24 protein-coding genes, 1 pseudogene and 1 riboswitch are annotated in these 24,358 nt (G+C 60.8%); of the genes and pseudogenes, 17 read left to right on the top strand and 8 right to left on the bottom strand.

All coding sequences use genetic code 11. The features are described 5' to 3' along the window. The 8 genes and pseudogenes from DDT93_RS26830 to DDT93_RS24365 form a co-directional block, all read left to right on the top strand. A pseudogene (locus DDT93_RS26830) lies at nt 1–531 on the top strand (hypothetical protein); the annotation flags it as partial. Nucleotides 532–543: 12 nt separating this feature from the next. Continuing rightward, the gene (locus DDT93_RS24395) at nt 544–870 is read left to right on the top strand and encodes a hypothetical protein (protein ID WP_109468530.1); all 327 of its coding nucleotides are present in this window, start codon (nt 544–546) and stop codon (nt 868–870) included. Further along, nucleotides 867–1,286 carry a DUF4376 domain-containing protein gene (locus DDT93_RS24390; protein WP_109468529.1) on the top strand — a complete coding sequence of 140 codons (420 nt, stop codon included), beginning with the start codon at nt 867–869 and terminating at the stop codon, nt 1,284–1,286. The genes DDT93_RS24395 and DDT93_RS24390 overlap by 4 nt, the downstream gene beginning before the upstream one ends. Nucleotides 1,287–1,307: 21 nt before the next feature. Then, nucleotides 1,308–1,664, top strand: a complete 357-nt coding sequence (locus DDT93_RS24385; RefSeq protein WP_109468528.1) for a DUF6107 family protein — start codon at nt 1,308–1,310, stop codon at nt 1,662–1,664. Next, nucleotides 1,661–1,957: a hypothetical protein gene (locus DDT93_RS24380; protein ID WP_109468527.1), complete on the top strand. Its 297-nt coding sequence runs from the start codon at nt 1,661–1,663 to the stop codon at nt 1,955–1,957. The genes DDT93_RS24385 and DDT93_RS24380 overlap by 4 nt, the downstream gene beginning before the upstream one ends. Beyond that, nucleotides 1,954–2,595, top strand: coding sequence for an N-acetylmuramidase family protein (locus DDT93_RS24375; protein WP_109468526.1), 642 nt, complete (start codon nt 1,954–1,956; stop codon nt 2,593–2,595). The genes DDT93_RS24380 and DDT93_RS24375 overlap by 4 nt, the downstream gene beginning before the upstream one ends. Nucleotides 2,596–2,617: 22 nt before the next feature. Then, nucleotides 2,618–2,830 (top strand): hypothetical protein, encoded by a 213-nt coding sequence (locus DDT93_RS24370; protein WP_157960283.1) that lies wholly within the window; start codon nt 2,618–2,620, stop codon nt 2,828–2,830. Then, on the top strand, nt 2,827–3,054 hold the full coding sequence (locus DDT93_RS24365; protein WP_109468524.1) for a hypothetical protein: 228 nt from the start codon (nt 2,827–2,829) through the stop codon (nt 3,052–3,054). Before DDT93_RS24370 ends, DDT93_RS24365 begins: the two co-directional genes overlap by 4 nt. Before the next feature lie 388 nt (nt 3,055–3,442). Here DDT93_RS24365 and DDT93_RS24360 read toward each other — a convergent pair whose 3' ends face one another. Then, nucleotides 3,443–5,140, bottom strand: coding sequence for an AIPR family protein (locus DDT93_RS24360; protein WP_109468523.1), 1,698 nt, complete (start codon nt 5,138–5,140; stop codon nt 3,443–3,445). A 409-nt stretch (nt 5,141–5,549) separates the two neighbouring features. Further along, on the bottom strand, nt 5,550–5,768 hold the full coding sequence (locus tag DDT93_RS24355; RefSeq protein ID WP_157960282.1) for a hypothetical protein: 219 nt from the start codon (nt 5,766–5,768) through the stop codon (nt 5,550–5,552). A gap of 446 nt (nt 5,769–6,214) precedes the next feature. On the opposite strand from DDT93_RS24355, the gene DDT93_RS24350 reads away from it, so the two are divergent. Next, entirely contained in the window at nt 6,215–9,838 is a 3,624-nt protein-coding gene (locus DDT93_RS24350; protein ID WP_157960281.1) for a YobI family P-loop NTPase, read from the top strand. Between the two features lie 468 nt (nt 9,839–10,306). On the opposite strand, the gene DDT93_RS24340 is transcribed toward DDT93_RS24350, so the two are convergent. Continuing rightward, nucleotides 10,307–11,380: a site-specific integrase gene (locus tag DDT93_RS24340; RefSeq protein ID WP_109468519.1), complete on the bottom strand. Its 1,074-nt coding sequence runs from the start codon at nt 11,378–11,380 to the stop codon at nt 10,307–10,309. A gap of 166 nt (nt 11,381–11,546) precedes the next feature. Next, a riboswitch (SAM riboswitch) is annotated at nt 11,547–11,624 on the top strand. A gap of 65 nt (nt 11,625–11,689) precedes the next feature. Here DDT93_RS24340 and metZ point away from each other — a divergent pair. From metZ to DDT93_RS24315, 5 genes are all read left to right on the top strand, one after another. Next, nucleotides 11,690–12,880 carry an O-succinylhomoserine sulfhydrylase gene (gene metZ, locus DDT93_RS24335; RefSeq protein ID WP_109468518.1) on the top strand — a complete coding sequence of 397 codons (1,191 nt, stop codon included), beginning with the start codon at nt 11,690–11,692 and terminating at the stop codon, nt 12,878–12,880. A gap of 175 nt (nt 12,881–13,055) precedes the next feature. After that, nucleotides 13,056–14,159 (top strand): GTP cyclohydrolase FolE2, encoded by a 1,104-nt coding sequence (gene folE2 / locus DDT93_RS24330; protein ID WP_109468517.1) that lies wholly within the window; start codon nt 13,056–13,058, stop codon nt 14,157–14,159. 147 nt (nt 14,160–14,306) lie between these two features. Beyond that, nucleotides 14,307–15,002 (top strand): hypothetical protein, encoded by a 696-nt coding sequence (locus DDT93_RS24325; protein WP_109468516.1) that lies wholly within the window; start codon nt 14,307–14,309, stop codon nt 15,000–15,002. A gap of 63 nt (nt 15,003–15,065) precedes the next feature. Further along, entirely contained in the window at nt 15,066–16,514 is a 1,449-nt protein-coding gene (locus DDT93_RS24320; RefSeq protein ID WP_109468515.1) for a TrkH family potassium uptake protein, read from the top strand. 2 nt (nt 16,515–16,516) lie between these two features. Continuing rightward, complete coding sequence (locus DDT93_RS24315; protein ID WP_232825560.1) at nt 16,517–18,124, top strand: thiamine pyrophosphate-binding protein; 1,608 nt, start codon at nt 16,517–16,519, stop codon at nt 18,122–18,124. Nucleotides 18,125–18,192: 68 nt separating this feature from the next. Here the strand turns inward: DDT93_RS24315 and DDT93_RS24310 are convergent, their stop codons facing one another. Beyond that, nucleotides 18,193–18,483, bottom strand: a complete 291-nt coding sequence (locus DDT93_RS24310) for a hypothetical protein (protein WP_109468514.1) — start codon at nt 18,481–18,483, stop codon at nt 18,193–18,195. Nucleotides 18,484–18,731: 248 nt separating this feature from the next. Between DDT93_RS24310 and DDT93_RS24305 the strand changes: the two genes are divergently transcribed. Then, a complete protein-coding gene (locus DDT93_RS24305) occupies nt 18,732–19,187 on the top strand; it encodes a methylated-DNA--[protein]-cysteine S-methyltransferase (protein WP_232825559.1) in 456 nt (151 codons plus the stop codon). Nucleotides 19,188–19,267: 80 nt separating this feature from the next. Next, the gene (locus DDT93_RS24300; RefSeq protein WP_109468512.1) at nt 19,268–19,735 is read left to right on the top strand and encodes a hypothetical protein; all 468 of its coding nucleotides are present in this window, start codon (nt 19,268–19,270) and stop codon (nt 19,733–19,735) included. A 7-nt stretch (nt 19,736–19,742) separates the two neighbouring features. Here the strand turns inward: DDT93_RS24300 and DDT93_RS24295 are convergent, their stop codons facing one another. From DDT93_RS24295 to DDT93_RS24280, 4 genes are all read right to left on the bottom strand, one after another. Then, nucleotides 19,743–20,441 carry a CDP-alcohol phosphatidyltransferase family protein gene (locus DDT93_RS24295; protein WP_109468511.1) on the bottom strand — a complete coding sequence of 233 codons (699 nt, stop codon included), beginning with the start codon at nt 20,439–20,441 and terminating at the stop codon, nt 19,743–19,745. Between the two features lie 115 nt (nt 20,442–20,556). Continuing rightward, entirely contained in the window at nt 20,557–21,171 is a 615-nt protein-coding gene (locus DDT93_RS24290; RefSeq protein ID WP_109468510.1) for a hypothetical protein, read from the bottom strand. Nucleotides 21,172–21,278: 107 nt separating this feature from the next. Then, nucleotides 21,279–22,199: a tyrosine recombinase XerC gene (locus DDT93_RS24285; protein ID WP_109468509.1), complete on the bottom strand. Its 921-nt coding sequence runs from the start codon at nt 22,197–22,199 to the stop codon at nt 21,279–21,281. Next, nucleotides 22,196–22,903 carry a DUF484 family protein gene (locus DDT93_RS24280; protein ID WP_109468508.1) on the bottom strand — a complete coding sequence of 236 codons (708 nt, stop codon included), beginning with the start codon at nt 22,901–22,903 and terminating at the stop codon, nt 22,196–22,198. Before DDT93_RS24280 ends, DDT93_RS24285 begins: the two co-directional genes overlap by 4 nt. A 233-nt stretch (nt 22,904–23,136) precedes the next feature. Between DDT93_RS24280 and DDT93_RS24275 the strand changes: the two genes are divergently transcribed. Further along, nucleotides 23,137–24,327: a hypothetical protein gene (locus DDT93_RS24275; RefSeq protein WP_109468507.1), complete on the top strand. Its 1,191-nt coding sequence runs from the start codon at nt 23,137–23,139 to the stop codon at nt 24,325–24,327. Nucleotides 24,328–24,358: the final 31 nt, after the last annotated feature.

Here is a 24,358-nt window from a genome sequence, read left to right as displayed (position 1 = left end):
TACCGCGACGAGTTCCTCGCCTTCGCCGCCTTCCTCGAAGCCAACAGCACGGTGGTCGGCGGGACGCTGAACGACACCACCATCGGGCTCACCACGCCGGCGGCCGGGAAGTTCACCACGGTGCTGGCCTCGACCTGGGCGGGAACGGCGGTCAACGGGGGCGCGGGCGCGATCATCGAGCGCGGCACCAATGCGAATGGCGACTACGTCCGCTTTGCTGATGGAACGCAGCTCTGCTGGTACCGGATGAATCTTGGCTCCATCCTGTCGGCAGGTGCCGGCACCTTCGCCGACCCCTATCGAAGCGCGCCAATCGGCTGGACGTTCCCGGCGGTCTTCATTGCCAATCCGATGGTCAGCGGCATCGCCGAGACCACCAACTCTGCCGATCATACCGGCCGCGCCAATTACGTGCGCTGCGGAGCTCCTGGCACCACCTCAGTGACGGCGGTCCAGGCGTTCCGGGCATCGGCAAGCAATATCGACATGACCGTTGATGCGAATCTCACGGCCATCGGTCGCTGGTTCTAAGGAGGATCTGCCATGCACATCTCGTTCACCCCGACGCGCCACGATGCGGAGCTCGCTCTCTCCGTCGCCGGCGATGCGCTCACGATCAACGGCGAGGTCTTCGACTTCTCCGGCCTGGCCGAAGGCGCGACCCTGCCGAACTCGGCCGTGGCCTGCGCCTGGCTCGCCTCTGACGTCGAGCGCGTCGCCGGCGTGCTGCACCTCTCGCTGATCCTGCCGCATGGGGCAGACGCCCCGGAGGAGACGCGCTTCCCCGCGCCGCTAATCGTCACCGAAGACGGGCCGGTGGCCCTGCCGCCCAATAGCAATACCATCCCCGAGCCGGAGTCTGACGCATGAGCAACATCGACTTTACGCAGGTTATCACGGCCGAGGCTAAGGCGGCGACGGGCCGCGCGGCGCTCCTCGCCGAGCTCGCCGCGATCCGCTGGGCGCGCGAGACCGGCGGGATCATCCTCGGCGACGGCACCGAGCTGCCGACCGACGAGCGCACGGTGGCCAAGCTCACGGCGGCCGTCACCAGCCTGCAGGACGGCATGGTAAGCGCGCCGGTCGCCTGGAAGTTCGCCAATGGCTGGCAGGACCTGGCGCAGGCGCAGGTCGAGGCCTGCGCGGCGGCCGTCGCCCGGCACGTGCAGGCCTGCTTCAATGCCGAGCGCGCGGTCTGCGACCAGGTCGCAGCACTATCCGATCTGAGCGGCTTCGACGTGGTCGCGGCCTTCGAGGCGGCGTTTGCGGTGCAAGCTGCAGCCTGACCTGATCCAAGGAAAAGCAGCATGAATGAATACTTCGGCGATGAAGCGCGCTGGATTGCGCGCGCGCTCGGTGCCGCGCTCGGCGTCATCGCATCAATGATCATGGTGGCCCCGGCTGGCACCAAGAACGCCTTTTATCGTCTTTGGATCGGCATTGTCATGGGCGCGATCTTCTCGCCCGTGGTTGACGATATCTGGTTCTTCGGCGGGCTCGCGGGAGAGGACTTTGATCACACGCTGGCGCGCTCGGCCGTCGCCGGCTTCTCGGTCTGGTTCGTGCTGGAGTTCACGGCCCGGATGATCAGCAGCACCGACTGGCTGGTGGAGCTGGCAAAGGAGGTACTCAGGATGAACGCAAGCGGAGGGCGGAAAGGATGATTATCAGCGTCTTGCTCCTGGTGGTCGAGCCGGTCTCGGCTCTCATGCTCGCAGCGCTGGTGCTGCGCCATCGGGTCGGCATCGGTATTCACGGGCTCATGCGGGTTTGGCTGGCGTTTCTGGCGGGTGGTCTGATTGTTCACGCCGCTGGTCAAGCCGAGCTCCTGACCAACTACCGGCCGCCCCGCACACAAGCCTGGCTGCCCATGATCGTTGCCCTCAATGGGGCGATCTGGTCCTGCTACGTGACCGACCTGCTGCGCCGCAAGCGGGCGGAGGGTGCGACGTCATGAACTTCTCGGGCAAGGCAGCGCGCCTCGAAGACGTGGACTTGCCGCGCATCGGGGCGGAGATCGGCGTGGGCGAGGACGAGATCCACGCAATCCTTGAGGTGGAGAGCCGGGGACGGGGCTTTGACCCGCTCGGCCGCCCGGTGATGCTCTTCGAGCCGCACATCTTCTGGCGCCAACTCGGAGCCGGTGCGAAGCGGGACGAGGCGGCGCGCAAGGGCGTGGCTTATCCGCGCTGGGGCGAGCGTCGCTATCCAAAGGACAGTTACCCTCGCTTGTCGATTGCGCTCGGGATCGATGAGCCTGCGGCTCTCCGGTCGGCGAGCTGGGGCCTCGGCCAGATCATGGGCTTCAACCACGGGCTTTGCGGCTACGAGACCGCGCGCACAATGGTGCAGGACATGATGGAGAGCGAAGCTGCGCAACTGTCCGCCATGGTGCGCTTCATCGTCTCGGCCGGTCTCGATGACGAGCTCCGCCGCCACGATTGGGCAGGCTTCGCGCGCGTCTACAACGGGCCATCCTACGCAAAACACGGCTATGATGTCCGGCTCGCTCGGGCATTTGCGAAATGGCGCGCGATTCCGGACACGCCATGGAAGCGCGGCAGGGCAGTCGAAACCCTTCACGCCGCTGCATAACCACTTCAATCAGGAGAAAAACATGACTTCGCTTTTTAGCGGGCTGTCCCTTCGGATGGTCCTTTATCTCGTCTTCGCCATGATCGCGGGGCAGGGCCTCGCTGTCTTCGATCCGGAGGCTGGAACGCTGACGTTTCACCTCAAGGATCTGGAGACGGTTCTTGTCGGTCTCGGTGGTTATCTCGCCACCTTCGCCGGCGGACGGATCGCGAAGGCCAAGGGCGGCGCAACATGATCTCGGCGCTTCTCAGGCGCATTGTCCCCTGGCTGATGGCGGCGCTCGCGGCTCTTGGCGGTCTGGTGGCCTATGCGCTCGGGCAGCGGGCGAAAGGGCGTTCTCAGGAGCGCCAGCAGGCAGAGGACCGCGACGATGACAGGGCCGACCAAATTCGTAATCGCGTTGAGCGCGAGCTGCCTGACCGCCTGCGCGAGTTTGACGGGGCAGGCTACCGAGACTGAAACCAGAACCGAAGCCGAGCTCTGCCGCCAGTGGGGTCAATCGCTGCCGACCAGGTCGCGGTCGGACACGCAGCAGACCCGTGATGAAATTCAGGCAGGCTACGCGGCTTTCGCGCTGGCCTGCCCGAACTGGAAGTATCTGGTGCCCTGATAGTTGGTTAGCCGAAATGGTTGTATTTTCAAGGTTCGCTGCGCAGGGGCGGATTCAATTGGGCGTCAGACGCGCGAAGCCGATTGTCGTTTGCTACTCTCGGAGCGGCTTGAAAGCGCTTAACGGGAAGTCCCCCTGTCTTCCGTTTTGCAGGCGAATGGAGTTCACTTTCAGTCAGCAACATTCGTCAAGACACTTGCGGCGTTGAAGCAAGATAAGCTTCCATGCTGGAAGCGTTTAAATGGCATCTAGCATATCTGTCAAAATAGCTTGCCGCTTCATTCGGTCGTTTGTTACCTCCCCAAGGCCCTTGCAGATATCGGCAGCTTTTTCGAATACTCTAGTCGCTTCAGGGCCATGTGTGTCCATTTTCCTGACTATCGCATCGGACTGCTTGATTGCTTCCCTTGAGCCGAGCTTGCAAAGGTCTCGTCCGCAAATTATTGCTCGCGCAACCGCGAGAATGTGCCATTTGAACCGCTTCATGTTCTGCGGAATAACTCCGTTTGAGGCAAGAAGATTAAAGCGGTGCATCGTTAGGCAGGCGGCGTAATACACTTGTTCCTTAACTTCGTCCGCAAACATTATATCTCCTAAATCTGAATACATTTGCTTGGGGTACCTGAAGGCTAACTCGGGTCGCATGCAAAACATTGATGCTACGCATTTTGCGGCGTTGTGGAGAGAGTAAATTCGAAGTGCCGGAATATCCTGACCTACGTACTGCCTGTCACGTCGCTCGAGGTAGAGCTTTTTCTCAATATCAGTGGAATCGATGGAATCGAAGTATTGTTCAACTCTTCGCACTACGGGTTTTAAAGAAAGGAATTGTGCGTCGTCGACTTTGGATTGACTGTTTGTCGCGCGAACCAACTCAGCAAAAACATCCTCATCTTGCGTCTCAACAATCTTAACGTTTACCATCAAATCACCGAGAGCGGCGCGGTTCTCAAATAGAACGTTGGAAGTCTGACATCCATTTACGATTTGAAAATTTCGAAGGTGAAAGACGTTTCCCTGAAGTTGTACGTCAGGGCTGACAATCGTTACGCCATTGTTCAACACGGGAAAGCGCGACGAGGACAATGAGTGAATTGTTTCGGATATCGATTTGTTGACGGGATTCTCGTCGCCCAGATAAGCGCGCACATTCTCCTCGAAGACTTGTCCGCGCAGGTTTCCGTCCTCAGTAATTAGAAGCTTGTCGACCAAGTCAACTCCCTTAACAACTGCAAGGTATGCCTCATCAATTCCAGAAATTGCAGGCAATGCTGCGTTGCTAAATGCGGATAGACTCGCTTGTGTTCCGGAATAGGTTCCCACCCAGAGCTTCGTCAGTTCATCTCTTCCAAGAATGCTTACTGTAACATCGTGAAAGTATCCAGACTGAAGAAGCTGGCGTTCAAACTCTAGTCTGGCTTGCTCAATTTCTTGTGGGGCTTGGTAGAGGCCAGTGGTGATATAGTAAGCGTATATTGACGGTTTTCCATTTCTAACCTTCGGCACGTTCAGGATGATCTCGTCGAAAGTTCCCTTTGCTTCAACCAGTGTTTCCTCGGAGACACGATAATCTTCGCCCGAAATAAATCGCAAGACACCTTCTTTGAACTTCAAAAAGTCACCCAGATCGAAGCGCTCGCCGCTTTTTGCTTGGATGAAAACCGCATCGACGTCCCGATTTCGCCTTCCGTCTTGAAAGATTGCCTTCGCGTCTTCAAAGGAAAGGCAAGGAATTTCATCAATGGTGATTGCAATCCCATCGATTCCGTCATCGTCTTCACCGGTGGAGACGTCATCAAGATCAAACTCAGCTGAGTATCGGGAAGAGAGGATGCTATAGGTGCAGAATCGTTCGAACTGTTCTGAGGGGGTCATCGCCTCGCACCCAAAGCTTTCACTAAAATTCTTCAGATGTGACTGAACGATGCGATGCATTGGTGGGTAGTTTCCTGTTCTAGTGTTTCAGCAAAAGGAACGTACTTCTTCGGGCGACTAACAAAATACAAAAGCTCTCAGATCTTCTGAAAATTGAGGGCTTGCAGGCAGCACGTTTGCTAGCCTTCTGCCGAAATATTGCCTCATCGACAGTAGGTTGCAACACCTTAGGCAAGAGGACATACCACTACTAGCTGCCAGGTTCTGAGTAACTGTAGCGCATCCGCAAGATCTTTTCAGGTAGCTATGTTCGGCACTCAGGCGGGGACCGTCGTGCATCTTTCGACCTGAAGCCTTGATCGAAGCCGGGACCTGTTTAGCGAGCACGTCGACTTTGAGTGATAGACTGACACGAGTCATCTGCTGCACCAGACGCAAAGGTCTGCTGCGCGCCGCCCGCAGAAAATGCTCAGGCCTTTCGATACCAACGTAGATTTTCGCCGTCTCGTCCTTCGTCTATGACGCCGGGAAACGCGCGCAGGTTCGCTCTGAAATCCTTACCAAGTTGTCTGGCCGGGCCTTGTCCATCTGGCCATTCGTCGCCCAGCAAGTCCCTAATATTGAACAGACATCCAGCTTCGAGTTCAGCGATCCGCTGCGCGATGGTTTCTCTCAGCTCTTCAAACATGACCATCTCCTTTCAGTAGGGATTTCGCATGCTTACCGAGTGGCAAAGACTTTGTCTAATGGTTGCATAGACGAGATGCGCTTTAGCATGCTTGCTTCAGGTACGGGTTCTGCAACAGCTTGCACGTGTCACCCGAGGCGGGACTGCGGAACGCCTGGACCCCTGCGCGATGTGCCGATTACGTATGCGTGGGACGGACTATTTCCAGCGTCGCTGTAGACAATAGTCGCAAACGACTCAGAGCTCGCACAACCTCCTGAACCCCTGGTAGCAAAACTCGGCGTTTGCTTCAGTCGAGGCAAACGGCTATTTCGAAGTTCAAGAGAGCGTCGTCTGCGAAAATCAAGCATTCGGCACCACTGCGAACATTCGACCCTTACCGCGTGTGGCCGCCCAGGTACCGCACGCGATTGGGGTGAAAATTGAGTCATGGTAGACAGTCCGTTATGAATTCCAGTCCTTCTAGAATCGGCCATTACGTACTCGGTAAGCTCTTGGTAATAGCAAAAGCATTAAACATAATATCCGATTCACCCATTGGGCCTGAAAAGTTCGTCAATCTCGCTCCAACCGATGAGGCTGATCAGGCAGGCGTGTACTCAGCTGCATTGAAGTTCGCAACCGATAGTTTGGACGTAACCAATATCGCGCTTACGGGACCCTATGGCTCTGGCAAGAGCAGTATCATTCGCTCGTTCCTGAAGTCCTATCCCCGCCCAGCCCTGAACATCTCTCTCGCCGCCTTCCTACCGGATGCCGGGGGTGACCAACAAGTAGGGAATGACCAGCGCAAGGTCAAAAAACAGGAGATTGAGCGGAGTATCCTTCAGCAACTGCTTTATGGTGCAGATGCAGACAAGCTGCCGCTTTCGCGTTTTAAGCGTATTCAATCGCCTGGATTTTTGTCGATCTTCCGATCGCTCTACATACTTATCGGGATGCTTGCTGTTTGGCATGTGTTCCATAATCGCGCCGCGATATTTGAGGGATCATATTTTGAATCCCTTGAAGGCACGAACGCGCTAGGTATTTCCGTGGCTGTGTTCGCGCTGATCTTTCTCTGGTCTGCGGTTCATCACTTCTACGTCGCCAGCTTCGGCGTGTCGCTCAAAAGCATTTCATTGAAGGACATCGAGATACGACCGTCTTCGGATGATCAGGAATCGATCCTTAATCGACACTTAGACGAGATTGTGTACTTCTTTCAATCGACGCGCTACGACCTCGTTATTGTGGAGGATCTAGATCGCTTTGAGGATTCCGATATCTTCGTCACCCTTCGTGAAATAAATAGTCTCGTGAACGGCAATGTTGGCGTCAAACGCCGCGTCAGATTCCTCTACGCGCTACGCGACGACATGTTCAGTAACACCGATCGAACCAAGTTCTTTGAATTCATCATCCCTGTCATTCCCATTATTAACAGCTCGAACTCTATTGACATGGTGCTTGCACAGGGCAAGCGACTGGATCTGGACGGCAGGCTCGATCCGCAGTTCTTGCGCGAAGTGTCCCGCTACCTGAGTGATCTCCGGTTGATCCATAATATTTTCAACGAGTACGTGATTTACGTCGCCAATCTGGAAGCCGAAGGTGAGAGTATGCTTGATGCTACGAAGCTTCTCGCCGTTCTAATGTATAAGAATGTATATCCTAGGGATTTCGAGCGGTTACATCGCGGAGAAGGGTGTCTCGCCGAAGTTCTGGGACGTAAAGATGAACTTATTGCGGAGCTTGAACGAAACTGTCGTTCTGAGATCTCTGAGATTGAGAGGGAGATCGAAATGGCAGAAAGGGAGGTTTCTAAAGATCTGCGCGAACTCAGAAGAATGTACGCGATGTCCCTTCTTGAGACTCTGCCGCAAAATGTTACTGGAGTGGGGAGAACTGCACAAGAGCACATTTCGATCAACAGACTATCTGAGCGCGAAGATATCGAGCAGATCCTAATGGCCCCAACCCTTTCTTGCCAAATTTTCAATGGAGGTCGGCGTAATCACGATAATTCAGCCTTCCTAAAAAGTATCGGAGATGGAGCAAGTTATTCCGAACGGGCGCGAAGTGTCGAGTATAACGCGGGCACACATACGAAGGCATCGCATCGGAGAATCGCCGAACTGAGAAGCGAGATCAAAGCAATCAGGACTAGCAAATTCAACGTTTTGCTTCGGTCCAGTAAGCAAGAAGTCGACGGACTCCTCGAGAATCTTGGCGACGGCGGCCAGCTTGCCCGCTTCTTGCTTCTGGAAGGGTATCTCGATGATAGTTACTACCAGTACACCTCCTTGTTCCACTCCGGCCGACTTTCCCCAAATGATAACAAGTTCTTGATACAGATCAGGGCTTTTCAAACACCTGAGCCTCTTTTCCCGATCGACCACCCAAGCGAAGTGATTGCGGAAATGAGGGAGGACGATTTCGGACTCGATTACGCACTGAACGTCCGGCTCGTCGACACGCTGTTGGAGAAGGAGGAGTATAAGGAACGGCTCGGGAAGGTCTACGCGCACCTTGCGAACGAGTTCCCGAACCAGCAGGAGTTTTTCGAATCGTATTACGCGACGGGATCGCACGTTGGTGAGTTCATGAGGCAGCTCGTCGGCGCGTGGCGTGGTTTCGTACCGGCGGCCATTAAGAGCTCGTCCGCTACCATGCATATCGCCGGCCTGATCGAAAATCTTCCACCGGCCATGTTGGCTCGCGAGCGCCAGGACCACCCCAAACTAGGGACATTCGCGGCTGACAATCTTCGGGACATTCTCGACCTCTTGGAGGGCCTGGATCCGGTCAAACTAGAAGAGTTGCGGATTGAGACAAAGGACTTGGCTGCGATCGACAGATATCCGCACATTGCGCGAAAACTGTATGAACTTGGCCAGTACCGCCTCAACGAAGCAAATTTCGACTACATTTTTGGTTCTATCCTTGGAGAAGAATCTGGCCCAAACTTACGTAAGCGGCACTACTCGAGGGTTCGCGGCTCCAGAGCCGAACCTCTCGTCGACCGGGTAGAAAGTCATTTTTCAACGTACTTCATGAATGTTCTGTTAGGAATGGTTGAGGACGATGAGGAGGATATCGAGGCGATACTGGCAGTAATGTCTCACGATGAACTCGAAGCCAGCGATGTCGAAACGTTCGTTTTACGACAAACCAAGCTTTTGCCGACACTGGAAGAAGTGCCTACTCGCTATCATGCTATGATGATCCGCGGGAAGCAGATTGCTCCTACGTGGTCCAACTGTCTCGCCTTCATTCGATCTGAGAACTTCGAGGGCGACACACTGATCGCCTTCTTTGCCGATGACAAAGTCCGTCACACTCTTCTGGAAGCTCCGGTGCCAGAAGCTAAAGAAGCATTCCCTCTTCGTAGGTTCCTCATCGATGCGGAGGGTCTAGCGGACTCCGTCTATCGTGAATATGTCCAGATACTTCCAAAAGAATTTAAGAGGTTCCCCGATGCTATTAGCGGCAGCAAGCGTCGAATAATTATTGAGGAGGGTCGCGTTACGTTCAATGTTGAGAATTTAGCCGCACTTGACGGCGAGATTGGTCTTCAGACGGTGTTCGTTGTTCAGAACATCGCTTGCTATCTTCGCGACCCCAGTTCGTATCCGATTGACGATGACTTCCGTGAGAGGTTGCTTGCCGCTGATATCTCGGACGACGAGAAGCGGGCTCTAATCGCTTTGATGGATTTGAGCGCTCTTCCCAGTCTTCCTAAGCGCGCTGGCATTATTGGTCCAATCCTCTTGCGGACAAATGGTGAGTTACCTTCACTCACGGCAGATATTGCCAAGGCGATCATCGTGAGCGCAGAGCCTGTGAGCACGCAAGTCCGGCTACTCAATCTCCTTCACAAAAGGCTAGACAAAAAAGAAGTTCGTGAGGTCTTGGGGCAGCTTCCCTACCCATACTCGAAAATCCAAACGGGGCATGCACGCCCCACTCTCAAGAGGACTGATGAAAACAGTGAACTTGTCAGGTGGTTGGATGAACGCGACATAATTTCGTCGGTAGGAAAGCCGTATTGGTCGAATGATATTAGGGTCTATCTCTATCGGTCATAAGTTGGTCGGCCATACCCATAATCCTCTCACGCTATGCTGCATAGGTTTTTCGAAGTTCAGAGAATGCATGTCCTAGCGCTGATGGCCGATCCACCATTCTAGGTTTTCAAGGCGATGGTCCGAACGCGCGAAATTTAGCGAGAACGGATATGAGCGGTTTCCCATGCGAATGTCGGCTCTAGGTCGTAAGTGACGGGTGAGGCGGCGCCAAGTTCTCCGAGAGCCATTTCCGTTGCTTGCGATTAGTGGTCTGCCAAGCTCATTGCGGCCGCCGGCCGCTTCGAGCGCTTTGAGGTCCTCAAGGATGGCGCGGCAATCCAGATCACTCGCATGTCTTCAGCGCCCAGCTTGCCGCAACGCGCGCACCTCGCGCGGGGCAGCACGTAGTCCCTTAGTGTCGATCGGTTGTCAGACCATTCGACTTCGGCGGTGTGCCCGCAGTAGCAGGTGATAGAGAGAACGAGCATTTCAGGCCGCGATCTCTTGAAGCCACTTCCACCCTTTAAACCGATCACCGGTCGCGCGGATGTGGCTATAGCGTTGCAGGCTTTGCCAGCTTCGATGGCCCGAGACGCTTGCGACCTGGGGGATGGTCCGGCCCATCTCGAATAGGCGACTCACTCCCTCATGTCGCAGGTCGTGGAAGCGCAGATCCTCGATGCCGAGCAATGCGCAGGCGCGTATGAAAGAGGCGGAAATGTTGTTGGCTCGGTAAGGGAAGATGGGTTGCTCATCTCCGGCCCTAGGCATGGTTTCGATGATCTGCAGGGCCTCGGCGGGGAGCTCGCACCAGACGTCATTGCCGATCTTCTCGCCCGGGTTCTTCATATCCTTGACCAAGACGCGGCTGTGGGCTGTGTCCAGGTCCTGCCAGCGGATCCGCACGATCTCGTCTTGCCGCCTGGTCGAGAATATCGCGAACGGAATGATCTTGTTCATGGGCATGTGGCCACGCGCGGCGCTGTCTTGGTAGTGGGTCAGGAGCTTGTCGAGTTCGTCCATAGTCGGCCGCCGGTCGCGCCGATTCGACTTTGAGATAAGCCCAAGGCGTTTGCAGACAATCAAAGCGTCGTTGATGGCGGCCGGGTCCAGATCAATCTGCCAGGCTGGGCGCGCCATGCGAAAGACTGGCGCGAGATGTGAGAGATAGTTGCCAACCGTCGATGCGGCGCGCTCTTCCCCAATCTCCTTCGCCAGTTCGACCAGGAGCTGACTAGTGATCTCTTCGCAGGGCATGCTGGCAATAGGCATTTCTTTAAGGCGCTGCAATACTTGGGCCTTGGAGCGGCCATAGGCCTTCTTGTGGTCGTCAATGTATTGGTCAATCGCATCGGCCAGCGTCTTCCGAGTTCCGCGTGCCGCCTCGATGCCGCCGGGAGCGCGTAGCTCCTTCTCCCTCCTGTCCATCCACGCCTTGGCGGTGGAACGCCTTGGGAACTGCCGTGATTCTCGGTAGGTAGCTTCGCCCTTGCGTTTGATAATGATTTGGGCCTTATAGGCCGTGCGGCCGTTGGCGAGCTTGCGTTCTGCGATAGTGCCCATTCAGTCCCATGATCTTTGGTATGCCTCGAGTATGAAGGTATGCCTTCGGGGCATAACATGGGTGGCGAAAGATCGGGAAAGCAAGAAAATAACGGCAAACCGAAGTGTGAAAGTAACCAGTCGTACAAGGTTTTACGGCCTTAAGTGTTTGAAAGTTGAGGTTTTACGCCTCAAGCGTGGGCGATTTGTTACCGGATTGCGGGCCACGAAAAACATTCCGCTAAAAGGTCAGGATGAAAGGCCCCTTTCGCTTGACCGCGTCTGGGGTTTTTTTGTTCGCGCCCGGGGGCACGGGCCAGGAGAAATGACATGAGCGATAACTGGAAAAAACGCACCAAGGCCGTTCACGGCGGGACCCGCCGCAGCCAGTACGGCGAGATGAGCGAAGCGATCTTCATGACGCAGGGCTTTGTCTACGACACCGCCGAAGCCGCCGAGGCGCGCTTTCAGCAGGTGGGCGACGACGAATTCATCTATGCCCGCTACGGCAACCCGACCGTCCGCATGTTCGAAGAGCGCATCGCGATGCTGGAAGGGGCGGAAGACGCCTTTGCCACCGCGTCGGGCATGGCGGCCGTCAACGGCGCGCTGACCTCGCTTCTGAAATCCGGCGATCACGTGGTCTCGGCCCGCGCGCTGTTCGGGTCCTGCCTCTACATCCTCGAGGACGTGCTCGGCCGCTTCGGGGTCCAAGTGACCTTCGTCGACGGCACCGACCTCGACCAGTGGAAGGCGGCGATCCGCCCGGACACCAAGGCGGTGTTCTTCGAGTCGGTCTCGAACCCGACGCTGGAAGTGGTCGACATCGCGGGCGTCTCTGATTTGGCCCATGCGGTCGGGGCCACCGTGATCGTGGACAACGTCTTTGCCACCCCGGTCTATTCCAACGCCATCGAACAGGGCGCCGACGTGGTCGTCTACTCGGCCACCAAGCACATCGACGGGCAGGGCCGGGCGCTGGGCGGCGTGGTGCTGGGCACTCGCGAATTCATCCGCAAGACGCTGGAGCCCTACCTCAAGCACACCGGCGCCTCGATGAGCCCGTTCAACGCATGGCTGATGCTGAAGGGCCTCGAGACGCTGAGCCTGCGGGTCAACGCCCAGACCAACTCGGCGGAACTGATCTCTCAGGCGCTCGAAGGGCACCCAGGGCTGAACAAGGTGCTCTACCCGACGCTGGACAGCCACCCGCAAAAGGCGCTCTGCCTGCGCCAGATGGGCCGTGGCGGCACCATGATCTCGCTCGACATCAAGGGCGGGCAGGCGGCGGCCTTCGCCTTCCTGAACGCGCTCGACGTTGTGCTGATCTCGAACAACCTCGGCGATGCCAAGTCGATCACCACTCACCCGGCGACGACGACGCACCAGCGCCTGTCGCCCGAGCAGAAGGTGACACTGGGGATCACCCCCGGCCTCGTGCGGATTTCCATCGGCATCGAGGACACCGACGACCTGCTGGCGGACCTGCGTCAGGCGCTCGACGCGGCGGCCGCGCTCTGATGGCCACGCCCTGCCGCAGGGGCATACCTGCGGCAGGATTCGGAATTGAGTATTCGGCGAAAGAAGATAGGGCGGGCGGAGTGATCCGGTCCCGCCCTTTCCGCGTAGTGATAATGTCATTGGAAACCGGGGGCGCAGGCCCTACATTAAGCCCGAGACGCGCGAGGAACATGCCATGAACATTCATACGCCCGCTTTGAACGGACAGCCGGACCGCGACGATGCGGCCGAGGCCCTGCGCGTGCTGCGCGCCTGGGCGGCGACGGCGAGCGACCTCGAGCTGAACCAGCTCGACCCGGCACTGGCGCGGCTGCTTCCGGGCCGGAGCCCGAGCAACTACCCGCCGCTGTCGCGCGACTATCCCGAGGATTTCAAGGTGGACGACGCCTACAAGGCGAGCCTGCCCGATCTGCAGAACGGCCCGTCGAGCCTGATCCGCGGCGCCAAGCAGCAGATCCAGCACGTGGGCATCTCGAACTTCCGCCTGCCGATCCGCTTCCACACCCGCGACGACGGTGACCTGACGCTCGAGACCTCGGTCACCGGCACGGTCAGCCTTGAGGCGGACAAGAAGGGCATCAACATGAGCCGGATCATGCGCAGCTTCTACGCGCATGCAGACCGGACCTTCAGCTTCGAGGTGATCGAGTCGGCGCTGGAGGACTACAAGAGCGACCTCGAGAGCTTCGACGCGCGCATCCAGATGCGGTTTTCCTTCCCGATGCGGGTGGAAAGCCTGCGCTCGGGCCTGTCCGGATACCAGTATTACGATATCACGCTGGAATTGGCCGAAACCGCCGGTGTGCGTCAGAAGATCATGCACCTGGATTACGTCTATTCCTCGACCTGTCCCTGTTCGCTGGAATTGTCGGAACATGCGCGCGCCTATCGCGGCCAATTGGCCACGCCGCATTCGCAACGCTCGGTCGCGCGTATTTCGGTCGAGGTGGATTGCGAAGCGCAGTGCCTCTGGTTCGAGGATCTGATCGAACTCTGCCGCCGCGCGGTGCCGACCGAGACGCAGGTCATGGTCAAGCGCGAGGACGAACAGGCCTTTGCCGAGCTGAACGCCGCCAACCCGATCTTCGTGGAGGATGCGGCGCGTCTGTTCTGCGAGCAACTTCAGGCGGATGCGCGGATCGGAGACTTCCGGATCGTGGCCAGCCACCAGGAAAGCCTGCACAGCCACGACGCGGTGTCGGTGCTGGTCGAGGGCGACACCTTCGCCTCCAACAGCCTCGACCCGCGGCTGTTCTCGACGCTGGTGCACGCGGGGTAACTGACCTCTTAAGATTGGAACTTTCATTTGCGGCCCAAGGGTCGCGAATGAATTCATGTTGCGTGCCTATTTTCGATCTGTTTTGTTGCTTTGTGCAGCAAAGGGAATTTCGACTTGGGAATTAAGATTCTTCGGCATGCGTTTGCCATGCTTTTCCACGATATCTGGACCACAATTCGCATCACCATAATTCCCTACCTGCTGTTGCTGTTGTGTCTCGCCGCGATGGGGTTTCTCCTGTTCCTCAATCCCATGGCCCGGGAAAGCGCCGGTTCAGTGATCCTGTTCGTGGTCCTCGCCGTCATCATCGCCACTCTTGTCGGCTCTTGGGTCGCTGTGTCCTGGCATCGCTATGGCCTGTTGAACGAACGCCCGGGCGCGCTTCTGCCAGTCTGGGACGGGGCCCTCGTCTGGCTCTATGTCAAGGCAGCGCTGCGGCTGATCCTGGTGAGCCTGATCGTGATCATTCTCCCGATCATGGTGCTGGCCGCTGGCGTCGCCTCTTCGGGGGGAACGCCCCAGTCAGTGGCGCTCTACCAGTACGTCATCGTCATCCCGGCGAGCTTCGTGCTCTACCGCGTGGCAGTCATCCTCCCGGCTGCCGCAATGAACAAGCCGCTCACCCTGCGCGATGCATGGCTTCGGACGCGGGGCAGCACGCTGGCGCTGGTGCCGTTCCTCGTACTGCAGTTCGTACTCAGTTTCGTTGCAGAAGGACTGGTCGCGCCGCCGGTGGCAAAGGCAAGCGTGCAGGTGCTCGTCGGCTATTTCAACCTGTTGATCGGCCTCTCCGTTCTGACCACGCTCTACGGCCACTTCATCGAGAAACGCGAGCTGCGCTAGGCGGCGCCACGGCAGGCCATTCTCCTGCTTGACAGGACGCCGGAGCCCCGCCAAGCCTTGCCCATGATGGACCTGCGCCCTGTCGGATATGTCATCGGCCTGCTGGCCGCTATTCTCGGCGCGACCATGTTCCTGCCGATGCTGGTCGACATTGCTCACGGCAATGGGCACTGGCGGGTGTTCCTGCACAGCGGAGTGCTGACGATCCTGATCGGCGGCGGGGTGGCGGTGAGCTGTTCCAACAGCGTTCAGTCCGGGCTGACCATCCAGCAGACCTTCCTTCTCACCACCGGTGTCTGGGCCGCGCTGCCGGTTTTCGGCGCTCTGCCCCTCATGCTGGGGGTGACCCAGCTCGATTTCACCGACGCCTATTTCGAGGCGATGTCGGGCCTGACCACCACCGGCTCCACCGTGATCACCGGGCTCGATTACCTGCCCAAGGGCATCCTGCTCTGGCGCGGTATCCTGCAATGGCTGGGCGGCATCGGCATCATCGTGGTCGCGATGGTCTTCCTGCCCGAGCTCCGGGTCGGGGGGATGCAGATCTTCCGCAGCGAAGCCTTTGATACCATGGGAAAGATCCTGCCCCGCGCGGCCTCGATCGCCAGCCAGATCTCGGGCATCTACCTGACCCTCACCATGACCTGCCTGCTGATCTACGCAGCACTCGGCATGAACATCTTCGACGCCACGGTCCATGCGCTCACCACGGTCTCGACCGGCGGATTCGCCAATTACGATTCCTCCTTCGCGATGTTCTCGGGGCCGATGGAATACGTGGCCTCGGTCTTCATGATCCTCGCCGCGCTGCCCTTCGTGCGCTACGTGCAGCTGATCAACGGACGCCCCAAGAGCCTGCTGGAAGACGTGCAGGTGCGCGGCTTTCTCATCACCATCGCGGTGCTGGTGGCGGTGATGACGGCCGTGCTGACCACCATCTTTCCCCACCACTGGGAAAAATCCCTGCGCGAGGCGCTGTTCAACATCACTTCGATCATCTCGGGCACCGGCTATGCCAGCGTCGACTACATGGGCTGGGGCCCGTTCCTGATCTCGCTGTTCTTCTTCATCGGCCTGATCGGGGGCTGCGCAGGCTCCACCGCCTGCTCGGTCAAGATCTTCCGCTACCAGCTGCTCTTCGCCTCCATCAAGGTTCAGATGCAGCGCATCCGCCGCCCGCATGGCGTGTTCATACCGCGCTACGCCGGCCGCCCCGTGGATGCCGAGACCATGAGCTCGGTGATCTCGTTCTTCGTCTTCTTCGTCGTCAGCCTCGGCGCCTTTTCATGGGCGCTGGCGCTGACCGGGCTCGACATGACCACCGCGGTCTCGGGCGCGGCAACGGCGATTGCCAACATCGGCCCGGGCCTGGGCGACATCATCGGGCCCGCGGGCAACTTCAGCACGCTGAACGACAGCGCCAAGTGGATCCTGTCGGCGGCGATGCTGGTCGGACGGCTGGAGGTGCTGGCCGTCTACGTCATCTTTACACTATCGTTCTGGAGAGCCTGACAATGCCGGCGACCAAGCAGAAACGCCCCTTGGGCGTTCAGATTTCCCATATGCTCAAGGACCGTGGGGTCGACGTGATCTTTGGCATTCCCGGCGTGCACAATCAGGAAATGTACCGCGGGATCGAAGAGGCCGGCATCACCCATGTCCTCGCGCGACACGAGCAGGGGGCGGGCTTCATGGCCGACGGCTATGCGCGTGCCACCGGGCGGCCCGGCGTGGCCTACGTGATCACCGGCCCGGGGCTCTGCAACATCATGACCCCGATGGGGCAGGCCTACTCCGATTCCGTGCCGCTGCTGGTGATCTCCTCCTGTCTGGACGAGACTTCGGCCCGGCGCGGCCAGCTGCACCAGATGCGCGATCAGCGGCTGGCCGGGGCGACAGTCTGCGACTGGTCCGAAGAGGTCAGGACCGCCGATGCCGCCTACCGGATGATCGACCGGGCGCTGGTGGAGTTCGCGACCGAGCGGCGGCGGCCCAAGCATCTCTCGGTGACCATCTCGGCGCTGGAGGGCGAGGCAGAGGCATTTGCACCGGGGCAGGGCGATGTCCCCGCCACCAGCGCGGCCCCCTCCGCCGGGCTTGCCGCCATCGACGCGGTCGCGCGGCAGCTGTCGCAGGCGCAGCGCCCGCTGTTGGTTTTCGGCGGCGGTGCGGTCCACGCGGCAGAGGCCGCCCGCGCGGTGCTGGCCTCGCTCGGCGCGGCATCCTTCGCCACCTATGCCGGGCGCGGCATCGTCGCGCCGGAGGATCCGCTCTACCTCGGCTCCTATCTCGCGCGCCCGGGCAGCGCCGAGGTCTTCGCCTCGGCCGACTGCCTGCTGTTCGTGGGCACCGACCTGGCCGAGGTCGACCTCTGGCGCACCGATCCGGGGCACGGCGCACCCGCGATCATCGTCAATACCGACCCGGAGGTGCTGGCCGATGGCCGCACCGGCGACACCCGGCTGCGCATGGACGCGGGCGATTTCCTCGCGGCGCTGGCGGACCGGCTGGAGGGCGCGACCGCATCCAGCTGGACAGGGGCCGAGGTTGCCGACCTGCGACGGGCGTGGAAGGGCGAGGTGTCCGCCGAGTATCCGGGCATCGTCCCGGTCTGCGAGGCCCTGAAGGCCGCGCTGCCCGAGGGTGCGATGGTCTATTCCGACATGACCCAGATCGCCTATACCGCAACCGAGGTCTGGGACATGGACCGCCCCGGCCACTGGCACCATCCCTACGGCTTTGGCACCCTCGGCTATGCCCTGCCTGCCGGGATCGGCGGCGCGGTGGCGCGGCCCGGTCAGCCGACCGTGGTGATCGCCGGGGACTACGGTTTCCAGTACACCATTCAGGAACTGGCGGTCGCGGTCGAGCTAGGGCTGACCCTGCCGATCATCCTCTGGGACAACGACAAGCTGAAGCAGATCGAGGACAGCATGGTGCGGGCCCAGATCGCGCCCAACGCGGTGACCCAGAAGAACCCCGACTTCGCCAAGCTGGCCGAAGCCTATGGCGCGGGTTACGCGCAGCCCGCCTCGCTGGACGAGATCGGACCGGTGCTGGCAGAGGCGCTGACCGCGGGGCGGCCCACGATCATCCGGCTGACGCCCGCCATCACCGCCTGACCGCTCCGCTCGAACGCGAACGCCCCGGACCGGGTCCGGGGCGCGTCGATCGGTGCGAAAGGATGGCCTCAGTAGGCGTCCGAAAAGCCCTTCTCGACGAGATAGGCGTCGCACTTGCGGTGCGCGGTGTTGATGATCAGGTACCAGACGGTTTCGCCCGGACGCCCGGCGCGGGAATATTCACAGCGGTTCGGCGCGGTCCACCACTGGCCCTTGTAGCCCGGCGGCGGCAACAGGTCGGAACTGCCCATCTTCAGCTTGCCCGAACTGGCGCGGCCGAATTTCTTGGACAGGTCGGCAGAGGCGGGAACGGCAGTCATGGCAGTGACGACCAGTGCCGCAGCGAGTGTCTTCAGCATTCGTTGTTCTCCTGATACGTGGCCCCACCATGTGGGCCCCCAAGTGAAGTCGCAGACAGTGACCGGAGATGCGTTGGCAGCGCAGAGGAGGACCGGTTCACGACCCTGAAATTGCGCGCCAAACTGGGCAAAATTGTGCGTATCGCTGGACTTTGTCTTGAACTGCCGCGCGGGACTGCTGGCATTCTTCGTCCCAAGGCTGCATTCTGTTCATAATTCTGACCCAAACCCGGAAGCCCGCGATGGCCGTGGCAAGACGCAAAGTCGAAACGCCGGTCGGCGCCCTCGTCCTCACCGCCGAGGACGACGCGATCGTGCGCGTGACATGGGACGACGTGACGGCGCAGGACGACACCCCGCTGCTGCGCCGGGCCGAGGAACAGCTGGCGGCCTATTTCGCCGGGGATCTCACGCGCTTCGACCTGTCCTTGCGCGTGCGCGGCTCGGACTTCCAGCGCGCGGTCTGCGACGCCATGCTGGCAATCCCCTTCGGCGAGACGCTGACCTATGGCGATATCGCCGCCCGCCTCGACGCTCAGCCACAGGCGGTCGGGCAGGCCTGCGGCGGCAACCCGATCCCGGTGATCATCCCCTGCCATCGGGTGCTTTCGGCCACCGGGCTCGGCGGCTTCTCGGCGCGCGGCGGGGTCGAAACCAAGGTCGCCCTGCTGCGGCACGAAGGGGCGGCGGGCCTGCTGATCTGACCCGCCGGGCATGACACAGATCAAGGTGTGTCCGGGCGGGAGGGCCTAGCGATACCACGTCAGAGGGAGGAACCAGCGACATGTCCAACAGCAAAGACCGCGCCGCCACCAAGCAGGCGATCCGGGCCAGCCTTCTCGCGCTCGAAGAGGCCGAACTCGCCACCGCGCAGGAACACTACCGCGCCTTCCTCGATGATGCCGCGCTCGGCGGACGCGAGGGGCACGACAATTCGGACATCGCGGAATCGCGCGAGAACGCCGATCTCGCCGCTGCCTTCGACGGCCCGGTCCAGACCCATCAGGCCCGCGTCGACGCCATCGAGGGGCTCGATTTCTCGCCCGCCGACACCGTGCGCCCCGGGGCGGTGGTTGTTCTGGATGGCCGTCACTTCGTCGTCGCGGTGCCGACGACGCGCTTTACCTGCGAAGGGACCGAGTACATGGGCATCTCGACCCAGAGCCCGATCTACCTCGCGCTCGAAGGGCTGGCGAAGGGCGACAAGATCAACCGCGCGGGCCGCGCCCTGACCATCGAAGAGGTGTTCTGAGGGGGCCTCAGCCGGGGTCCCGCATCGGGATCAGCATCTGCGCGATCCCGGCGAAGATCAGGTAGATCGAGGTGACCACGAGGCCCCAGTGCGCCCAGCTCTCGGGGTGGAAATCCACCCAGGCCGCCCAGCCCGCGAAAAAGGTCCAGGCAATCGCCATCGGCAGGCTCACCACGCGCCAGCGCTCGGTCCGCACCGGGTGGATGAACTTCCACGGCAGGAACATGGCCACGGCCAGCACGGTGACCAGCACAAGGATGATCCAGAAGTTCGGCTTCAGCGCGAAGACGACCAGCACCACCATGTTCCAGCAGCCGGGAAAGCCCGAGAACGAGTTGTCGAGCGTCTTCATCCGCGTGTCGCAGAAGTAGACCGCGCTGGCAAAGGTGATCACGATGATCGCGACCCAGCCGGTCCATCCGTCCATCAGCCCCGATTTGAACAGGGCAAAGGCGGGAATGAAGACGTAGGTCAGGTAGTCGATGATCAGGTCGAGCAGCACACCGTCGAACTGCGGCGCATTGGTCTTGACGTGGTAGTGCCGCGCCAGCGGGCCGTCGAGCCCGTCCACGAAGAAGGCGACCACCAGCCAAAGGAACATCAGATCCCACTTGGCATCGGCGGCGGCGAGCATCGCCAGCATGGCAAAGACGGCGCCGGTGGCGGTGAACAGGTGAACGCAAATGGCTTTGAACTGTGGGCTCATGCGCCAGACATGCCGGAAGAGCGCCCGCGATGCAAAGAGATTTCCGGTGCGCCGCCGGATTGCCTGGGCAGCGTGGCCGCGCCGCGACCGGCCGGGAGGGCGCGCCGCGCCGGGATCATGCGGCCTTCAGCCTCGCCACGTCCTTGACCATGCGCGTGACCTCCTTCACGTCCTTCTTCATCTCCTTGACCACCTTCTTCAGCAGCGTCTGCACCTTCTTCACCACCGCGTTTATCCCGGTCAGCTTGGCGATCCAGCGAAAGGCGACCTGCAGCACCGCCTTGAAGGTGTTGAACACCGCGACCATCTTGCCGATCACATCGAGGTGCGCCACGAAGGCGACGATGGTCGAGAAGATCTTGCGCAGCAGGTTCAGGAACTTGAGCATCAGCGATTTCAGCGCGCCCGCGATCCGGCTGGGATCGGTGGCCTTGCGGATCATGTCGAGCATCTTGCGCAGGAACTTCAGCGCCTGCTTGAGGTCCGTCCTGAGGAAATCCAGCGCCTCCACCACGTATTCGCCGCTCTGGATCACCGCATCCACCGCCGCCTTGCCTACGGTCACGGCGATCTGCTTGGCCGCGCCGACCAGTTCCTTGACGACAGTCTTCAGCGGCGCGAGCAGCGAATTCAGCTTCTTCAGCAGAACCTTCAGGTAATCGGTCAGCCGCGTCTGCAGCGGCTCGAGCTTCTCGGTGATCGGGGCAAGCGGGTCATTGGTCTGTGCCATCGGAAATGTCCTCGTTAAAACGCATCGGCGCGACCGCGAAAAATACTGCGGTGCCGCAATGGCCGCGAGTCTGCGGCCAACGGGGATTCAGATCAAGAAAAACCCGGTCAGGCGCGCGGGTGGGCGCGGTCGTAGACTTCCATCAGCCGTGCGGTGTCGACGCTGGTATAGGCCTGCGTGGTCGAGAGCGAGGCATGCCCCAGCAATTCCTGGATCGCCCGCAGGTCACCGCCCGCCGCAAGCAGGTGGGTGGCAAAGGAATGACGCAGCGCATGGGGCGTCGCCGTGGCGGGCAGGCCCAGCTGCATCCGCGTCTTCGCCATGACGCCCTGGATCAGTCGCGGCGACAGGGCGCCGCCGCGCACGCCGCGAAACAGCGGCTCCCCCGCGGCAAGGTCATAGGGGCAGAGGTCGCGGTAGCGCTCCACCGCCGCCCGCGCCGCCGGGATCACCGGCACCACCCGTTCCTTGCCGCCCTTGCCGGTGATGCGCAGGGTGGCGGGCAGGGGGGCTTCGGCCCCGGTCAGCCCCAGCGCTTCCGAAATACGCAGGCCACAGCCATATAGAACCGTCACTACCGCCACGTCGCGCGCCGCCACCCAGGGCGTCTCGTGCTGCAGTTCGACGGTTTCAAGCAGCGTCTTCGCGGCATCTTCGGCCAGCGGGCGGGGCAGCTTCTTCTGGAACTTCGGGGCCCGGGTCGACAGCACGGCGGTCGGCTCGAAGCCCTCGCGCTCGGCCAGCCAGCGGTAAAAGCTCTTCACCGCCGAAAGCTTGCGCGCCAGTGAACGCGGGCCAACCCCGTCCCCGCGCAGCCGCGCCATCCAGGACCGCATGTCGGCGACGCCGATCCGTTCCAGCGCGCCCAGCCCCTGCGGAGATCCCTGGTGCAGCGTCATGAAGGCGAGGAAATCGGTCACGTCACCGCGATAGGCGGTGATGGTGTTCTCGGCCGCGCCCTCCAGCGCGCGTCGCGTGTCCAGCCAGTGGGCCAGCGCGTCGCGGCAGGCGGGCGAGACCAGGCTCACGAGAGCCAGTGGCGCATCGTGCGTTCGAATACGCCGGCAAAGAACGAGAGGAGGTCGGTGCCCTGGTTGGGCGCGAAGTGATGCGGATCTTCCGAGCCCATCACCAGCATGCCGGGCAGGCGGCCCTTGCCGAAGTCGAGCTTGAGACAGGCCTCTGAGCGGATCCAGTCCGCCGCCGGCCCGTAGACCGTGCTCGACGCCTGCTGCAACTGGCGCAGGGTCACCTGCCGCGGCAGCCCCATGCGCCCGTTCAGCAGGTATTCGTCGATGAACCCGGGCTCGGCAACCGCCAGCACCGTGTGCAGGCGCCGCACCACGGGGTCTTCCTCGTCCTCGGCCGATTCCAGCACCAGAACGATCTTGTCGACCTGCAGGATGTCCGCAACCTCGCCGCCAAGGTCGCGCAGGAAGGTCTCGAATTCCTCCGGGTCCAGCATCCGCAGGATCGCCCGGTGCACCTGGTTGGTGCCAGCGAGGTTCTCGTAGGCGGCGGCGATGACCGAGCGGTGGGTGTCCTCCAACCGGTCGAGACGCGATTCGAGCCGGTCCATCGCGATGCCGCGCAGGTCCACGATATTGCCGCCCATCGAGCGCTCGTTGGCTGCGATCAACGCATGCATCACGTCCTTGTCGTCAAGGATCGCGTCGGGCTTCGACAGGATGGCGTCGCGGATCGCCTCTTCCAGTTCCGGGCTGCTGCTCATGGGCCTCGTATCGTTCCTTCAGACGGTGTCTGCGGGGCAGGGCCTCTGCGGGCCCCTTGTTGCGAAGGGTGTACCCAGCAAGGCCCCTTCGGGTCAACGCCTACCTGCCGCGGGGGGCCTCCGTGGGCGGGGAATGGCCCTGCCGTCACACATTGGCGCCGCGCATGCCCCCGGAAACGGCGGGAGACAGGTTACATCTGGCGTCCCCCCACTTTTCCACTAGGGTCGCGCGCGTGTTGAACGTGATAATCTTTCTTGCCGTAATGGCCACCGGCGGGCTGCTCATGATGCCCCGCCTGGCGCAATCTCCCTCATGGCGTGCGATGATGACGCCGCTTGCCTCGATTATCGGCAGCGGCTTCCTGATCCTCGGCCCGGTGCTCAACGCGCTCTACGGCGCCTGGGCGCCGCTGATCATGGGCCTGCTCTGCCTCGTCGCGTGGGCCTTCGGAGCCGCCGTACGCTACAACATTGCCGACCGGGCCGACGATCGCCCCGAGGGCTCGCTCGAGGTCCGCCTTGACGGCGCCTCCTCCTGGGCGCTCGCCTTCGCCTATGCCATCGCGGTCGCCTACTATCTCAATCTTTTCGGTGCCTTCGCGGTCGATCTTACACCCTGGAACGACACCTTCCATGCGCGGCTCGTCACCTCTGCGGTCTTCGTTCTGATCCTTTCCGTCGGCTGGACCCGGGGCTTCTCGGCGCTCGAGGGCATGGAAATGATCTCCGTCGGCATCAAGCTCTCGATCATCGCGGGACTGCTGGTGGGGCTGGCCTGGTTCTTTGCTGGCAAGGCCGCGAACCACGAGCTGGTCATCAACCCGGTCGGTGTGGGCCTCTGGCAGGGCATCGCACTGGGGTTCGGCCTGATCGTGACGGTCCAGGGCTTCGAGACTTCGCGCTACCTCGGTGCCAACTATGACGCGCGCACCCGTATCACCTCGATGCGCTGGGCCCAGATGCTCTCGGCCGCGATCTACATGGTCTACATCGGCCTGATCAGCTACGTGTTCGACCACCAGAGCACCCAGGTCGACGAGGCCGGCATCATCGAGATGACCCGCGTGGTCGCCCCCATCCTGCCCATCATTCTTGTCGCTGCGGCCCTCGCGGCCCAGTTCAGCGCCGCCGTGGCGGACACCAGCGGGGCCGGCGGGCTGATCGCGGAACTGACAGCGCAGAAACTGAAACCGGCACGCGCCTACGGCCTGCTGGTCGCTGCAGGACTGCTGATGACCTGGACCCTCGATGTCTTCGAGATCATTAGCTACGCCTCGCGCGCCTTCGCGCTCTACTACGCCCTGCAGTCCGGGGTGGCGGCCTCCGCTGCGCATCGTGCGGGCCAGCGGGGGCGCGCCCTCCGCTTTGCGCTGCTTGCCCTCTTCGGCCTCGTCATCGTGATCTGCGGCACGCCGGTCGAGTAACTCCGGCGCTGTACGGGCCCGGCAACCTGTG

The sequence above is a fragment of the Albibacillus kandeliae genome (genome assembly GCF_003116585.1).
In the GTDB taxonomy this organism is placed as follows: Bacteria; Pseudomonadota; Alphaproteobacteria; order Rhodobacterales; family Rhodobacteraceae; genus Albibacillus; species Albibacillus kandeliae.
This window is presented reverse-complemented; position numbering and strand designations above follow the sequence as displayed.